The sequence below is a fragment of the Bradyrhizobium sp. NBAIM08 genome, from assembly GCF_020193935.1.
In the GTDB taxonomy this organism is placed as follows: domain Bacteria; phylum Pseudomonadota; class Alphaproteobacteria; order Rhizobiales; family Xanthobacteraceae; genus Bradyrhizobium; species Bradyrhizobium yuanmingense.
In genome coordinates this window covers 1-14,850 of sequence record NZ_JADYVR010000009.1, presented here as the reverse complement: position 1 = coordinate 14,850, position 14,850 = coordinate 1, and the positions used below count along the sequence as shown (strand labels likewise).

The following is a 14,850-nucleotide window of genomic DNA, read 5'->3' as shown; positions in this document are numbered from 1 at the left end:
GCTGCTCGCGATTTTACGATTTCGGCCCGGTCGGGGGCACCGTATAGCGCGTTGCGTGGCTGCCGACGAGGGCCACAGAGCGCACCGAGGCCCCCGCCTCGATCAGGGCAGCCCTGATCTTGTCGATGCTGGTCGCGCCGGTGACCGAGACCAAGAGCGCCGCGCCGTCGAAGGCGGTATCTGGCACGGCCACGATCTCGGCGAGCGGCGACAGCGCGCGGGCGACCTCGGCGTTCCATCCCGAGACGCGCACGCTGAACGTCTCGACCTCCGTTACCAGGGCGCTGTCGGCGACGCGCGAGATCGCGAACACCGGCAAGGCGGCCGGATGGTCGGCGCGCTCGATGAAGGGCATCCGCGCGATGATCTTCGGCGCGCCGTCCGCTTCCAGCTCCAGCCACCATGGCGTGCGGCTCGAGGTCGCCGAGACCATTGCCAGATCACCCTTGGATTTCGCTACCGCCTCGACCGCGGCCTGTGCGCTGAAATGCGCGACGTAAGGCACGGTGAAGCCGAAATTGAAGCGCACGGAATCGCGCATCGCCGCCTCGCTGGCCGAGATGTCGGCATGCACCGAGAACGGCGCCTGTACGTAAGTGAAGGTCGAGATGATGACGCGCCAGATGCTCTCGACCGTGTCGAGCGGCAGGATGCCGCGATGACGCTGCACGATCTCGCGCATCATGGCAGCCTCGCGCGCGGGCCGGAACGCCGAGCCGACCTCCTGGGTCTGCTTCACCTGGATCAGGCGATCGATGATCTCGCCGCGCTGCATGAGGAGGCGATGCATGCCCTCGTCAATCGCGTCGATCTCCTTGCGCAGTTCCTGCAGCGATGGTGGCGCGGGCGGACGTTGGGACATGTCTGGTCGTCGATCGTTCCGATGGGGATGTCCTGATTAGGCAGTCGTGGCGGCGAAAGCAAAGAGAAATGACGTGCTTTGCAGGCGTTGCGGCAGAGGCGAATTGGGCCGATCCGGGCCGCGACTTGACGAAAACCGCCCAAGACGGTAGCTTTTGCCCGTTCCGTGGTCATTTGAGCCGGCCGGCTTGCAGCCACGTTAAAAAACTCGCTAAACAGGCCGGGGACGCTTCCGATCCCGGCCGAACCTATCGTTCAGGCCGGGTTTTTCATGGCCTGATGTCAGCGGCGCGGTCGAGCAGCCAGTCGCAAACGAGGTCGATGTCCGAGATGGGTAGCGTCAAGTCGATACCGAGTCCTGCGATCAGCGCCGACGAGCGGTCGCACGAGGTCGATCATCCAAGCTCGCTGGTTGCGCATTTCGGCACCGAGCAGCCGCTGCGGCTCGATTGCGGCGTCGATCTCACCCCGTTCCAGATCGCCTACCAGACCTATGGCGAGCTCAATGCCGATCGCTCCAACGCCGTGCTGATCTGTCATGCGTTGACCGGCGACCAGCATGTCGCCAACGTACATCCCGTCACCGGCAAGCCGGGCTGGTGGGAGACGCTGGTCGGTCCCGGCCGACCCATCGATCCCAAGCACTACTTCATCATCTGCTCCAACGTGATCGGCGGCTGTATGGGCTCGACCGGGCCGGCGTCGATCAATCCCGCCACCGGCAAGGTCTGGGGCCTGGACTTCCCCGTCATCACCATTCCGGACATGGTGCGCGCGCAGGCGATGCTGATCGACCGGCTCGGCATCGACACGCTGTTTGCCGTCGTCGGCGGCTCGATGGGCGGCATGCAGGTGCTGCAATGGACCGCCGCCTATCCTAGCCGCGTGTACTCCGCGCTGGCGATCGCCTGCGCGACGCGGCACTCGGCGCAGAACATCGCCTTCCACGAGCTCGGCCGCCAGGCCGTGATGGCCGACCCCGACTGGCATGGCGGCGGCTATGCCGATCGCGGGATCCATCCGCATCGCGGGCTCGCGGTGGCGCGGATGGCGGCGCACATCACCTATCTCTCGGACGCGGCGCTGCACCGCAAGTTCGGCCGGCGCATGCAGGACCGCGAGCTGCCGACCTTCTCGTTCGACGCCGATTTCCAGGTCGAATCCTATCTGCGTTACCAGGGCTCGTCCTTCGTCGAGCGCTTCGACGCCAATTCCTATCTCTACCTGACGCGGGCGATGGACTATTTCGACATCGCCGCCGACCATGGCGGCGTGCTGGCCAAGGCCTTCGCCGACATCAAGACCCGCTTCTGCGTGGTCTCCTTCACCAGCGACTGGCTGTTTCCGACCTCGGAATCGCGCGCGCTGGTGCACGCGCTGAACGCTTCGAGCGCGCGCGTGTCATTCGCCGAGATCGAGACCGATCGCGGCCACGACGCCTTCCTGCTCGACGTGCCCGAATTCTTCGACATCTCCCGGGCCTTCCTGCAATCGGCAGGCAAGGCCCGCGGGCTCAACCTCGAGGACCGTTAGCGATGTCCGTGCAGGAAGTGTTGCCGCTGGACGGCGTTGCCGCCAGGCCATCCGGTGATTATCGCGCCGATCATCGGCTGGTCGCCGAAATGGTCAAGCCGGGCTCGAAAGTGCTCGACGTCGGCTGCGGCGACGGCGATCTGCTTCAGCTGCTGGAGACCCGCGGCATCGACGGCCGCGGCATCGAATTGTCGCGCGAGGGCGTCAACCGCTGCGTCGCCAAGGGGCTCGCGGTGGTGCAGGGCGATGCCGACACCGATCTCGTCAATTATCCCGACGATGCCTTCGACTACGTGATCCTGTCGCAGACGCTGCAGGCGACGCGGCAGCCGAAGGTCGTGCTGGAGAACCTGCTGCGCATCGGCCGCCGCGCCATCGTCTCGTTCCCGAATTTCGGCTTCTGGAAGATGCGGCTCCAGCTCCTGATCGGCGGCCACATGCCGCGCACGGAGAATCTGCCGGCGACCTGGTACGACACCGCCAACATCCATTTCTGCACCATCAAGGATTTCGTGCAGCTCTGCGACGAGATCAACGTCAAGATGGAGCGCTCGGTCGCGCTCGATCTCTACGGCCGCCCGGTGCCGCTGAACCTGCCCTGGTGGGTGTGGAACATGTTCGGCGAGCAGGCGGTATTCTTGCTGAGCCGCGGCGGGGGGAAGTAGTTTCTCTCCGTCATTCCGGGGCGATGCGAAGCATCGAGCCCGGAATCCATCGTCCAACAGCGCCTGCAGCCCGATGGATTCCGGGCCTGCGCCTTCGGCGCATCCCGGAATGACAGCTAGTGGGAAACCAGCGACCGCGGGTCCCGCACCGGCCAACGTCCTGCTTCCACCAGCGTCACGAACCGCTCGACACTCTCGTTGAACAGCGCGGGCTCCTCCAGGTTCAGCACGTGGCCGGACTTCGGAAACATCGCGAGCCCCGCCGCGGGCAGGTGCTTCTTCAGGAACAGGCTGGCGCCCACGCAGGGCTCGTCCTCGTCGCCGCAGATGATCAGCGCGGGTGTTGCCGCGCCTCTGATCGCGTCCGTCATCGTGTAGATCGAGGGACGGCCGCCCTGGAATCCGCGCATGGTGCGCGCCGATCCCTTGGCATCGTGCCGCGCCAGTGCGGCGTAGAAATCGGCATGCCCGCGTGGATCCTTCACCAGGAACGGAATCCGGCTCGGCGCCTCGCGCGTGACTTTCGCGACCTCCACCGATCCCAGCGTCTCGAACTGCTCGGCATTGGCGCGGCACTGCGTGCGCCAGGTCTCCAGGTTCTCGAGCTCCGAGCCGGAGCCGACGCCGGCCAGCGTCATCGACAGCGCGCGCTGCGGCGCGTTCAACCCGATCTGCAACGAGGAATAGGCGCCCATCGAAAGACCGACGAGATGCGCGCGCTCGATGCCGAGATGATCGAGCACCGCAAGCGCATCGGTGTAGAAATGCGTGTAGGTGTAGACCTCGCCGTCAGGCACGTCCGACGGCGTGTAGCCGCGCGCCGAATAGGTGATGCAGCGATGGCCACGCGAGAAGTAGCGCATCTGCGGCTCCCAATTGGTGTAGTCGGCCGCGAACTCGTGCAGAAAAAGTATCGGCGTTCCCTGGCCCGCCTCCTCGAAATAGATGCGGACGCCGTCCCTGGTCGTGGCGTGGGGCATTAACCGTTTCCCTCTGTTTCAAGCCGTGTTCGAGGATCGCAGTTAATTCTGTTGTCGGCAATGCGGCAGCAGCGCCGAGCACGAACACAAAATCATTGCAGCCATTCGCGGGCGTTGCGTCTTTTTCTCGCCACATCGGGCGGCTTAACGGCCAAACGGATGTCGGCCATTGCACGGGCCGGCGGGAAGTGGGGGTGTCAAGAAGGATGAAGAATGTTCGAGTTGTTTGCGTCTCGCCTGTCGCGTTGTGTTATCGCGCTGGCGCTGTTCTTCGCGGCGGTCGCCGTGTTCGTTTCTCCGGCCTCGGCACGGCCGTATCACCGTCATAGCGCAGAGCGGCACGGTTACGTGCATCACGCCAGACATCATCACCACCGTCACTATCGCCATCATGCCCGCAGTTCGCGCTTCGAGCGCAGCGCGGCGCAATTGCAGGCAAACGGCTTCGCCGACACCCAGGCGAGCTATGATCCGAATGCCAATGCCGGCGGTGCCGGCATGAACGGAGGCTTCAGCGGAGGATCGGGTCTCGTCTCCGAGGCACGCCGCCATATCGGCGGCAATCCGACCGGGCGCGGCCGCCTGTGGTGCGCGCGCTTCATGAACATGGTGCTGGAGCATACCGGCCATCGTGGCACCGGCTCCGACATGGCGAGCTCGTTCGCGCGCTACGGCACGCGCATCTCGGGTCCGCAGGTCGGTGCCATCGCCGTGATGTCGCGCGGCCGCCGCGGCGGTCATGTCGGCATCATCACCGGCATCGACGCGCAGGGTAATCCGATCATGATCTCCGGCAACAACGGCAACCGCGTCCGCGAAGCCCCGGTCTCGCGCGGCAAGATCTATGCGTATGTGATGCCGAACTGAGCCTCGTCATTGCGAGGAGCGCTTGCGACGAAGCAATCCAGACTGTTTCCGCAGATGCATTCCTGGATTGCTTCGCTGCGCTCGCAATGACGGAGTATGTTGAGACGGCGTTAGCTCACAGCAGCTTCGGCTCTTCCACCGCCACCACATCGCCGACGCCGACGTCACCGTCGGCGATCACCTCGGCATAGATGCCGCAGTCCATATGGCCGAGATGGCGCGAGAGCGTGGGCGGGATTTCGAGATCGCGCTTGGCGGTCTCGGGGTCGACATTGGTGGCCGGGCAGCGGACGATGCGCTTGATCACCTTCAGTCTGGCCTGCCCGATCGCGAGCGTCTGGCCGACGAGGTCGAGCTCCGACCAGGCCGGCCAGCCTTTCACGTAGAGATTGGCGCGGAAGCGCAGCGGATGCACGGCGACGCCGCCGAGCATGGTCTCGATGGCGCGGACGCTGTCGAGATTGATGATGGAGACGACCTTGCGGGCGACGTCGGAGAAGCTGTGGTCGCGGCCGGAGAGAATTTTGGGCGGGCCCTTCAACTCGGGCTGAAAGTTCTCCGTGAAATAGGCCTCGATGGCGGCGCGCCCGGCGGCGGTCTCGAGATCGCCGCTGGCGACGATCTGGCCGTCCTTGCGGATGGTCAGCACGTTGGTTTCGTCGTCGAACCGGCTGTCGAGCTCGGCCAGCCGCTCATTGCGCGCCAGCATCAGAAACTGGATTTTCGGCTTCCATTCGGGCGCCTTGGGGTTGAACCCGCTCGGGCCGTTCTCGATGGCGTAGCGGCGGTCGGCCGGCAGGGTCTGGCCGACCCGCAAAGGAACGTGCGACAGGCGCTCCGGCGTCAGGCCCTTGATCGGGTAGCGGTAGAGGCCGGTGATCTCGGCGGTATGGCTGGCTGTCATGCCGCTACTTAAGGGATTCGGCCCGCGACCGCCAAGCCCGCCCGTCCGCGCACGAAATTGTGAAGTAGCCTCTTTCGCATCCGCAACCTGCTTCCCACATCTGGCCCAGGCCGGCGGCAACGCCGGCAAAAGACGACCGTTACCGGTTGAGAAACGTCAATGCGGTAATTGGAAACCCAATGAAGATGCCGTTTGGGGTGCCTTAGAGGGCCCCGAGGGCAGGCCGAGGGACAGAAAAGATGAATATCGAGAAGTATACCGAACGCTCCAGGGGCTTCATCCAGTCCGCGCAGTCGCTCGCCATGCGCGAGGGGCACCAGCAGTTCTCAACCCTGCATGTGCTGAAGGTCCTCTTGGACGACAATGAGGGGCTCGCCGCCGGTCTGATCGACCGCGCTGGCGGCAATTCCCGCGCAATCCTGAAGGCGACCGAGGACGCCCTCAACAAGGTGCCGAAGGTCTCCGGCGGCGGTGCCGGGCAGATCTATCTCGCGCCCGAGCTGGCCCGCACTTTCGATGCGGCCGAAAAGGCCGGCGAGAAGGCCGGCGACAGCTTCGTCACGGTCGAACGGCTTTTGCTCGGGCTCACGCTGGAGAAGACCAGCGAGGCCGGCACCATCCTGAGCAAAGGCGGCGTCACGCCGCAAAACCTCAACGCGGCGATCGAGGCGCTGCGCAAGGGCCGCACGGCCGACAGCGCGACCGCTGAGAACGCTTATGATGCCCTGAAGAAGTATGCCCGCGACCTCACCCAGGCTGCGCGCGACGGCAAGCTCGATCCGGTCATCGGCCGCGACGAGGAGATCCGCCGCACGATTCAAGTGCTCTCGCGCAGGACCAAGAACAATCCCGTCCTGATCGGCGAGCCCGGCGTCGGCAAGACCGCCATCGCCGAAGGCCTCGCGCTGCGCATCGTCAACGGCGACGTGCCGGAGAGCCTCAAGGACAAGAAGCTGCTCTCGCTCGACCTCGGCGCACTGATCGCAGGCGCGAAATACCGCGGCGAGTTCGAGGAGCGGCTGAAGGCCGTGCTGCAGGAAGTGACCGGCAGCGAGGGCACATTCATCCTGTTCATCGACGAGATGCACACGCTGATCGGCGCCGGCAAGGGCGACGGCGCGATGGACGCCTCCAACCTGCTCAAGCCGGCGCTCGCGCGCGGCGAGCTGCACTGCATTGGCGCGACCACGCTCGACGAGTACCAGAAGCATGTCGAGAAGGACGCCGCGCTGGCGCGGCGATTCCAACCGATCTTCGTCAGCGAGCCCTCGGTCGAGGACACCATCTCGATCCTGCGCGGCTTGAAGGACAAGTATGAGCAGCATCACGGCGTGCGGATCACCGATTCCGCGCTTGTTGCGGCGACGACGCTGTCCAACCGCTACATCACCGACCGCTTCCTGCCCGACAAGGCGATCGACCTCATGGACGAGGCCGCGGCGCGGCTAAAGATGCAGGTCGATTCCAAGCCGGAAGAGCTGGATTCGCTCGACCGCGAGATCATCCGGCTCAAGATCGAGCAGGAGGCGCTGAAGAAGGAAAGCGATGTCGGCTCCAAGTCGCGGCTCCAGACCCTGGAGAAGGACCTGGCCGAGCTCGAGGAGAAGTCGGCGGCGCTGACGGCGCGCTGGAGCGCGGAGAAGAACAAGCTCTCCGACGCCCAGAAGCTGAAGGCCGAGCTCGACGGCTTGCGTGTCGAGCTCGCCAATGCGCAGCGGCGCGGCGAATTCCAGAAGGCCGGCGAGCTGGCCTATGGACGGATCCCGCAGCTCGAGAAGCAGCTTGCCGATATCGAAGCCAAGGAGAACTCGGGCGAGATGATGGAGGAGGCTGTTACCGCCAACCACATCGCGCAGGTGGTCTCGCGCTGGACCGGCGTGCCCGTCGACAAGATGCTGGAAGGCGAGAAGGAGAAGCTCCTGAAGATGGAGGAGCAGCTCGGCAAGCGCGTCGTCGGCCAGGCCGAGGCCGTGCGTGCGGTCGCAACCGCCGTGCGCCGCTCGCGTGCCGGCTTGCAGGACCCGAACCGCCCCACCGGCTCGTTCATGTTCTTAGGGCCGACCGGCGTCGGCAAGACCGAGCTGACCAAGGCTCTCGCGGAGTACCTGTTCAACGACGAGACCGCGATGGTCCGCCTCGACATGTCCGAATACATGGAGAAGCACTCGGTCTCGCGGCTGATCGGCGCGCCTCCGGGCTATGTCGGCTATGACGAGGGCGGCGCGCTCACCGAGGCGGTGCGGCGCCGACCCTACCAGGTGGTGCTGTTCGACGAGATCGAGAAGGCGCATCCTGATGTCTTCAACGTGCTGCTGCAGGTGCTCGACGACGGCCGCCTGACCGACGGCCAGGGCCGCACCGTCGACTTCCGCAACACGCTGATCATCATGACCTCGAACCTTGGTTCGGAATATCTGGTGAACCAGCCGGAGGGCGAGGACACCTCGGCCGTGCGCGAGCAGGTGATGGGAATGGTGCGGGCGCACTTCCGCCCCGAATTCCTCAACCGCGTCGACGAGATCATCCTGTTCCACCGCCTGCAGCGGAGCGAGATGGGCCGGATCGTCGAGATCCAGTTCGCGCGGCTGCAGAAGCTCCTGACCGATCGCAAGATCGTGCTGAGCCTCGATGCCGCCGGCCGCGACTGGCTGGCTGCCAAGGGCTGGGATCCCGCCTACGGCGCACGGCCCTTGAAGCGGGTGATCCAGCGCTACCTCCAGGACCCGCTCGCCGAGATGATCCTCGCCGGCGACGTCAGGGACGGCGACAATGTCGCGATCTCGTCCGAAGGCAACGTGCTGACCTTCAACGGCAAGGCGCCGCAGACCGCCGAGATCACCCAGTTCGAGGCGCCGTTGGCAAAGCGGAAGCTGAACTGATGAAATACACGCCCTCCGCGCCAAACTCGCGGAGGGCGTTTTCAATCCGCTAAGAACGCGTCCACCACTGCCTGATCGCGGTCGTAGACCCAGCATTCGCTCAGCAGGCCTTCACGCACGGCATAGACCAGCAACCGTTCCAGTTCAGCCGTGCGACCGTCCCGGCTGAATGATTCCCGTGCGAGAATGGCGCCGCGCCGCGGCCCGGCCATCACGTCATCGATGGCGAGCAGTTTTCGGTTGGAGCGGCGTGCGACCTCGGCCAGAGTGGCAAGCGCGGCCGCCTTGCCGCGGTGAGTGCCGGCGAGCGGATTATGGCCGGCATAGTTCAGCATGAATTCATCGTGGTAGCAGGCGGCGATCGCGGCGCGGTCACCGGCCTGCCAGGCGGTCGCGTAGCGCGTGATGGCGGCGCGGATCGCGGCGATTTGTGCGGCGTCATCTACCAGAACTCTGTCCATCGATATGATCTCCCGGGTCATCGGCAGCGCTGTGCCGGTGCGCTATGATGAGGCATGACCTCGCCTTCCGGCTTTCAGGAACTGGCTATCAGCACGCCGCCCAGCGGCGGACCAAAGAGGGCGCGGATGCTCGATTGGGACGCGCGGGTGCTCTATCTCGGTCCAGCCTTCGGGCTGACGCCCCACCGCAATGCCACCGGCGTGCTGGCCGTCGCGCTCGACGGGGCGATAGGCGTAGCTAACGATCCGAGGGCGCGCTCACCGTCTTATCGCGAGACCCGCAGCGTGCTGATCATGCCCAACAGTCTGCACCATCTCCGCACCGATGCTGGACGGATGGCCTTCCTCTATGTCGATCCCCTCGGCCGCGATATCGAGGCGCTTCGCTCACGAATGAAGGAGGTCGGATCGAGGGCCGCGTTCGACATGATCGACGAGAGGTCGGTCGTCGCGCTGTTCGGCGCCATCGCGGAGCGACGCCTCGCATCTGAGGACGCGCAGCAAGCAGCCCGCGATATGCTTGGGATCGGATCAAGTCCGCAGCCAGATGCAAGAATTGCCGCCGCCATCGAGCGGATGCGCGAGCAGCCCAGCGGTTCGCACACCCTTGCTGAACTCGGCCGCAGGGCCGGACTTTCGCCCTCGCGCTTCCTGCATCTTTTCAAGGACGTCACGGGTGTGCCGCTCCGCCGCTACCGGATCTGGTCCCGGATCGGCGCTGCCGCGCGGGCGGTCGCACAAGGCCAATCGCTGACCGAGGCCGCGCATGACGCGGGCTTTTCCAGCTCCGCGCATTTCAGCACGGCCTTCCGCGACATGTTCGGTATGATGCCGTCGGAATTGTTCGCACGGGTGCGTGCGGGTTAATGTCTGCGACGTGCTGTTGCAGGTACTCGACGACGGCTGCTGCCGATGGCCAGGACCGCACCGTCGATTTCAGCAACACGCTGATCATGAACCTCGGTTCGGAGTGTATGGTGAACCAGCCGGAGGGTGAGGATCTGAAATGAAATCCGCCCCGGAGGTCACCTCTCCGGGGCGTCTCGTTTTGCTGTCTCGCCAAATTTAGTTGCCGGCCGCCGGGGCGGAGCGCGGCTCGACGCCGTCCTCCTCCTCCTCCTCCAGCTCCGACAAAATATCCACCAGCTCGCGCACCCGGCCCTGCGCCAGCGGGCGCAAATCATTGATCATCGGCTCGTCGTTGGCGAGCCAGGCCTGGGCCTCAGCGAGCTCCTCGGCGGTCGCGCCGGTTCCGATGATCTGGGCAATGGTGACATCGTCGGCGCGGTCCACGGCTTTGACGACATCGTCGCGTGAGAGGCGCGTCATGGGCGATCCTCCTGCTGGCTTCCGGTCAGCGTCTAACCGGCGAACCGGCGTGCCGGTTCCCGGGGGCCAGCCCCGTGCACGCCACTGCTATTTCTTCACCACCTTGTAGATCGCATTCTCGACATCCGAGCTGACGTAGATCGCGCCCGTCGCGCCGACTGCGACGCCGGTGGGGATATGCGTCGGCAAGCCGCCGGGGGCGCCGGTCAGGCCGATCGGGAGATTGGCTGCGATCTCGGTGACCTTGCCGGATTCCGGCACGATCTCGATCAGCCGCTTGGCGCCGACTTCGGCGACGATCAGCTTGCCGTCGCTTGTGCGCGCGATGCCTTCCGGCATCTTCAGCTCCTTGGCGATCACGATCTTTTCGCCGGTGCTGTCGATTTTGGAGATGATGCCAGCAAAAGCCTCGGTGACGTAAACCTCGTCGCCGGCCCCGCGGACGAGACCCATCGGACCCTCGAGCGCGCCGATCAGCGTGGTGCGATCCTTGCCGTGCTCGCCGCTCACCTTGACCAGCGACTTGGTGCCGAGCTCGGCTACTAGGATGCTGCCGTCCGCGAGCACGACCGCGTCATGCGGCGCCTTGAAGTCGTGCAGCATGTCGCGCGTCGCGCCGGTCTTGCCGTCGATCACCTGCACGGTGCCGGTGAACCAGCTCGACAGGACCACGTCGTTGCCCTTCGCCGTCGCGCTCATCGGATATTCGAGCGTCGTGCCAGCGGCGTGCATGCGCGCCTTTTCGGTGACCTCGCCGGTCACGCCGTCCACCGTGCGATAGGCGAACAGGTCGGCGACGTGGATCGTGTCCTTGCCGTTCTCCGAGGTGACGCCGATGCCGCCGGGCAAAGCGAGCTTGCCGATGATGATCTGCTTGGCATGACCGGTCGCGGGATCGACCTCCTGGATGCCGTTGTCGGCCATGTTGGAGACGTAGATGCGGTCCTTGTCGTCGATGGCGAGATTGTCCAGCGACGGCTTCAGCTGCGCGACCATGGTCTTGGCGCCCGATTTGGGATCGACCCGGACGAGCTGGCCGAGCGCGGTGTCGATCACAAGGAGGTTGCCCTTGGAATCGAAGTTCACGGCAGCCGGGATCTTGAAGCCGTCGGCGACGACACTCAGCTCGGCCTTGTCGACGTCGACCCTTGCGACCTGGCCCTTGAACCACAGCGGACCATAGAGCTTGTCGTCGGGACCGAACTCGAAGCCGTTGAGGCCGCCCATCTTCTCCATGATCTGGCGGGGCGGTTTGACGCCCTCGACGTCGATCTCGTAGAGCGCATCGCCGAGGAAAACGGTGGTGGCGTAGAGCCTGCCGTCCTTGCGGAAGGCGAGCGAGTTGATGCCGGGCAGGCCGCTCGCGAGCTTCTTGATCGGACCGTCGCCCTTGCGCGCATAGAGATCGCCGGCGAGGAAGCCGGTCCAGGCCATGGTGCCGTCGGGCGCGAATGCAATGTCGTCGGCCATCCCCACCGGTGCCGGGATTGCAACCTTGGCGCTGCCGCCGGCAATGTCGACCTCGTAGAGCGCAGCGCCCGCGACGCTGCCGGCAAACAAATGGCCGGCCTTGTCGACACCGAGCCCGTGCACGCCGTGGAATGCCGAGCCCGGCACGAGTCTCGTGACCTCCCAGCCGTCGGCCGATGCGCTCGTTGTGGCGAACAGCGCAGCAATCAGGGCTGCGCAGGCGAGCCTGTTTCTCATGGCGTGACCTCCCATTTTTTGGAAAGTATTCGCCCGTCCTGCGGCTTTGGCAGACGAAACTTGACGTTGTGACGCCGCGAAGCGGCCTCGCTGCGCAGCGTACTTGCTTGAAATCCTGTTTGAAAATACCGGTCTTCTCGGCGCGTTGCCGGCTTACCGGTTGGTGACCTGCAGCGGCCCGCCGGTGGCGTCCGACATCCGGGCGATGGCGCCGCCGCGGCCGCTCATCATGCCGTCGAGCCGGTCGCGCTCCTTCTCGAAGCTTGCCAGCATCGGGCCCTCCAGCGAACGGCCGCGCGGCAGCTTCACGCGCATCGGATCGACGAAGCGGCCGTTGACGAGGATCTCGTAGTGGACGTGCGGGCCGGTCGACAGGCCGGAGGAGCCGACGAAACCGATCACCTGGCCCTGCCGCACCTTCTTGCCGGGCTCCATGCCCTTGGCGAAGGCCGACATGTGGCCGTAGGCAGTCTCGTAGCCGTTGGCGTGCTTGATGCGGATGTACTTGCCGTAGCCGCCCTCGGGGCCGGCCTTCTCGATCATGCCGTTGCCGGAGGCGAAGATCGGTGTGCCGTAGGAGGTGGACCAGTCGACGCCGGTATGCATCTTCACGTAGCCGAGGATCGGGTGGCGGCGGCCGCCGAAGCCGGAGCGCATGATGGCGTTGTTGACGGGCTTTCTGACCAGGAACTTCTTCGCGCTCTTGCCGGTCTCGTCGTAATAGTCGACGAGGCCGTCGTCGGGGCTCTGGTAGCGGTAGTATTTCTTGGTCTCGCCGCCGACGGTGAGCGAGGCGAACAGCACCTCGTTCTTCTCGGTCGCGGTCACGCCCTCGTCCTCGCCCGCGTAAAACACGTCGAAGGAATCTCCGGGCTGCACCTTGCGCTGGAAATCGACGTCGTAGGAGTAGATCTTGATCATGTCCTCGATGACGGGCATCGGGACCTTGTTGCGCATCGCGGTCTCGTAGATGCTCTGGTAGAGCCGCACGCCGGAGCCGTCATCGTCATCCTCGTCGTCGCTGCTGGCGTTGGCCGCAGTATCGGCGACGGTATTCATGCTGGAGACGTCGACGGCGACGTATTTGCCGAGATCGGACAGCGCCGCGATCGCTTCCACCATCGTGTCGTTTGCAACCACGACGCGATAGGGCTGCAGGCGGGCGCCGGGGCTTGCGGGCGCCATCAGGATGCGGAGCTTCTCGCCTTCCTTCAGGCCGCCGTCGCGGCCGCGCGGTCCGAGCGTCGCGGTGATCGCCTTGATCTCGTCGGCATTGGCGCCGAGATCGCGCAGCACGCCGGCGACGCTGTCGCCCTTCTTGACCATGTGGACGCGTTCGCCGTTGGGATTGCCGCCGGTGATCTGCTCCTTGGTCTTGGGCAGCAGCGTGACGTTCTCCGGCACCACGCGCGTTTCGAAGCCGGCATAGGGATCGGACGGCGAGGCCTCGGCGGCGTAGGCGGTTCTGATGTCGGAAGGACCGGTCGCGCCGGAGATGTCGGCAGCCGTGTTGGCGAGCGAGGCGTAGCGCACCCCGCCATTGCCGCGCCAATTGGCGGCATCGCGCACCCGCATCAGGATGTCGTCGAGTGCCACCACCGCGGAAATCTTGGCCTTCGGCAGCACCGGCGACAGGTCCTTGGTGACGAAGGACACTTCCGCGTCGGGCTCGACGGCTTCGGGATTGTTGGGATCGTCGGACGCCGTCTTCGGGTCGGAGCCGACATCGGTCAGCAGGCGCTGGGCGTTGAACGGCGGGATCTTCGCCGACAGATCGCTCGTCGTCATCGACAGATTGCCGGCGATCCGCACGAACGGACGCACCCGCATCACGTCACGGTTGCCGACGCGGGCAACCGTCGAGACGCGCATCACGTTGCGCGAGGCGGTGGATTCGCTCGGCGGCGGCAGGCGATCGCTCTTGTGCAGCGTGGCGGCACGATCGGCGGCGCCGAATGCTCCGCGCAGCGCGCCTTCGACCCGCTCCGGCACCTTGGCGAAGGTCATCTCGCCGTCGAGCGAAGCGAAAACGGCGCCGCCGATCAGGGCTGCGCCGCAGAGTCCGGTCAAAATTGTCCCGCTGAACCATTGCACCGAGACGCGGCGGCGGTCGATCACCGCGGCTTCAGAACCATCGACGGACAGCGGCGGCTCGTGGCCGAGATCGATGATCCCGGTCTCACGCCCGTAAGTGCCGCGTGACGTCCTGTGGTTCAACCCAAGTCCCCCAACTCAACGACCCAAGATGCCCGGTTTCGAGCCTGTCCCAGGCTGCCCTCTTGAACGGGGATCGCCGGAGCAGGCAAGCCGCACAACTGTCCGCGCCCAGAAAGCCCCTTGATGGGGCCGGCCGAAATTACGAACAGCTGGACGGGTAAAGCTCTCTCGATGTCTTTCGAATGCCGAAGGAAGGTCGCGTCATTTGCAACATCGCCTTCCTCTGACCCCATGAAAATCGCCGGCAGCCCCCACAGGCGTCCCCGCGATTCAAGCTTGTCTCTTATCAGAACGCCGCGGGATTGTGGCTCAAGTACGGCGCCAAATATGGAAAAAGTTTCCTAAATGCCGGGCCGTAAAGGCCCCCGTGAGATCACGGGCTGAGCTCGAGCGGGGTGGGGGACAGGGCCCCATCTAGCGGGGGCTGTCTCTTTTACACATCTTACG

The 14,850-nt window shown here is 65.2% G+C and carries 12 protein-coding genes and 1 riboswitch; of the genes, 5 read left to right on the top strand and 7 right to left on the bottom strand.

The genetic code is table 11. From position 1 onward, the window contains the following. Positions 1-13: 13 nt before the first annotated feature. Entirely contained in the window at positions 14-862 is an 849-nt protein-coding gene (locus I6F37_RS27000; RefSeq protein ID WP_036040392.1) for a chorismate mutase, read from the bottom strand. Positions 863-1,017: 155 nt separating this feature from the next. Continuing rightward, a riboswitch (SAM riboswitch) is annotated at positions 1,018-1,097 on the top strand. A 94-nt stretch (positions 1,098-1,191) separates the two neighbouring features. Between I6F37_RS27000 and I6F37_RS26995 the strand changes: the two genes are divergently transcribed. Continuing rightward, positions 1,192-2,394: a homoserine O-acetyltransferase gene (locus tag I6F37_RS26995; RefSeq protein WP_035996975.1), complete on the top strand. Its 1,203-nt coding sequence runs from the start codon at positions 1,192-1,194 to the stop codon at positions 2,392-2,394. A gap of 2 nt (positions 2,395-2,396) precedes the next feature. Then, positions 2,397-3,059 (top strand): methionine biosynthesis protein MetW, encoded by a 663-nt coding sequence (gene metW / locus I6F37_RS26990; RefSeq protein WP_035996939.1) that lies wholly within the window; start codon positions 2,397-2,399, stop codon positions 3,057-3,059. Between the two features lie 116 nt (positions 3,060-3,175). On the opposite strand, the gene I6F37_RS26985 is transcribed toward metW, so the two are convergent. Further along, on the bottom strand, positions 3,176-4,039 hold the full coding sequence (locus tag I6F37_RS26985; protein WP_035996943.1) for an alpha/beta fold hydrolase: 864 nt from the start codon (positions 4,037-4,039) through the stop codon (positions 3,176-3,178). Between the two features lie 213 nt (positions 4,040-4,252). Here I6F37_RS26985 and I6F37_RS26980 point away from each other — a divergent pair, with 213 nt between their 5' ends. Then, a complete protein-coding gene (locus tag I6F37_RS26980) occupies positions 4,253-4,906 on the top strand; it encodes a TIGR02594 family protein (RefSeq protein WP_051056804.1) in 654 nt (217 codons plus the stop codon). Between the two features lie 115 nt (positions 4,907-5,021). Here the strand turns inward: I6F37_RS26980 and I6F37_RS26975 are convergent, their stop codons facing one another. Further along, complete coding sequence (locus I6F37_RS26975; RefSeq protein ID WP_225153188.1) at positions 5,022-5,810, bottom strand: MOSC domain-containing protein; 789 nt, start codon at positions 5,808-5,810, stop codon at positions 5,022-5,024. 239 nt (positions 5,811-6,049) lie between these two features. On the opposite strand from I6F37_RS26975, the gene clpB reads away from it, so the two are divergent. Then, the gene (gene clpB / locus I6F37_RS26970) at positions 6,050-8,689 is read left to right on the top strand and encodes an ATP-dependent chaperone ClpB (protein WP_225153186.1); all 2,640 of its coding nucleotides are present in this window, start codon (positions 6,050-6,052) and stop codon (positions 8,687-8,689) included. Positions 8,690-8,730: 41 nt separating this feature from the next. Here the strand turns inward: clpB and I6F37_RS26965 are convergent, their stop codons facing one another. Further along, complete coding sequence (locus I6F37_RS26965) at positions 8,731-9,150, bottom strand: nuclear transport factor 2 family protein (protein WP_225153184.1); 420 nt, start codon at positions 9,148-9,150, stop codon at positions 8,731-8,733. Between the two features lie 126 nt (positions 9,151-9,276). Between I6F37_RS26965 and I6F37_RS26960 the strand changes: the two genes are divergently transcribed. Beyond that, complete coding sequence (locus tag I6F37_RS26960) at positions 9,277-10,017, top strand: AraC family transcriptional regulator (protein ID WP_225153182.1); 741 nt, start codon at positions 9,277-9,279, stop codon at positions 10,015-10,017. A 198-nt stretch (positions 10,018-10,215) separates the two neighbouring features. On the opposite strand, the gene I6F37_RS26955 is transcribed toward I6F37_RS26960, so the two are convergent. From I6F37_RS26955 to I6F37_RS26945, 3 genes are all read right to left on the bottom strand, one after another. After that, positions 10,216-10,479 carry a hypothetical protein gene (locus I6F37_RS26955; RefSeq protein ID WP_225153180.1) on the bottom strand — a complete coding sequence of 88 codons (264 nt, stop codon included), beginning with the start codon at positions 10,477-10,479 and terminating at the stop codon, positions 10,216-10,218. 87 nt (positions 10,480-10,566) lie between these two features. After that, a complete protein-coding gene (locus tag I6F37_RS26950) occupies positions 10,567-12,186 on the bottom strand; it encodes an SMP-30/gluconolactonase/LRE family protein (protein ID WP_225153178.1) in 1,620 nt (539 codons plus the stop codon). A 153-nt stretch (positions 12,187-12,339) separates the two neighbouring features. Continuing rightward, a complete protein-coding gene (locus tag I6F37_RS26945) occupies positions 12,340-14,403 on the bottom strand; it encodes a M23 family metallopeptidase (RefSeq protein ID WP_035996962.1) in 2,064 nt (687 codons plus the stop codon). Between the last annotated feature and the right edge of the window lie 447 nt (positions 14,404-14,850).

Coding starts and splice junctions, on each gene's coding strand:
- I6F37_RS26960 (WP_225153182.1), top strand. CDS start 9,277: ATGCTCGATTGGGACGCGCGGGTGCTCTATCTCGGTCCAGCCTTCGGG.
- I6F37_RS26950 (WP_225153178.1), bottom strand. CDS start 12,186: ATGAGAAACAGGCTCGCCTGCGCAGCCCTGATTGCTGCGCTGTTCGCC.
- I6F37_RS26975 (WP_225153188.1), bottom strand. CDS start 5,810: ATGACAGCCAGCCATACCGCCGAGATCACCGGCCTCTACCGCTACCCG.
- I6F37_RS26985 (WP_035996943.1), bottom strand. CDS start 4,039: ATGCCCCACGCCACGACCAGGGACGGCGTCCGCATCTATTTCGAGGAG.
- I6F37_RS26955 (WP_225153180.1), bottom strand. CDS start 10,479: ATGACGCGCCTCTCACGCGACGATGTCGTCAAAGCCGTGGACCGCGCC.
- I6F37_RS27000 (WP_036040392.1), bottom strand. CDS start 862: ATGTCCCAACGTCCGCCCGCGCCACCATCGCTGCAGGAACTGCGCAAG.
- I6F37_RS26965 (WP_225153184.1), bottom strand. CDS start 9,150: ATGGACAGAGTTCTGGTAGATGACGCCGCACAAATCGCCGCGATCCGC.
- I6F37_RS26995 (WP_035996975.1), top strand. CDS start 1,192: ATGGGTAGCGTCAAGTCGATACCGAGTCCTGCGATCAGCGCCGACGAG.
- metW (WP_035996939.1), top strand. CDS start 2,397: ATGTCCGTGCAGGAAGTGTTGCCGCTGGACGGCGTTGCCGCCAGGCCA.
- I6F37_RS26980 (WP_051056804.1), top strand. CDS start 4,253: ATGTTCGAGTTGTTTGCGTCTCGCCTGTCGCGTTGTGTTATCGCGCTG.
- clpB (WP_225153186.1), top strand. CDS start 6,050: ATGAATATCGAGAAGTATACCGAACGCTCCAGGGGCTTCATCCAGTCC.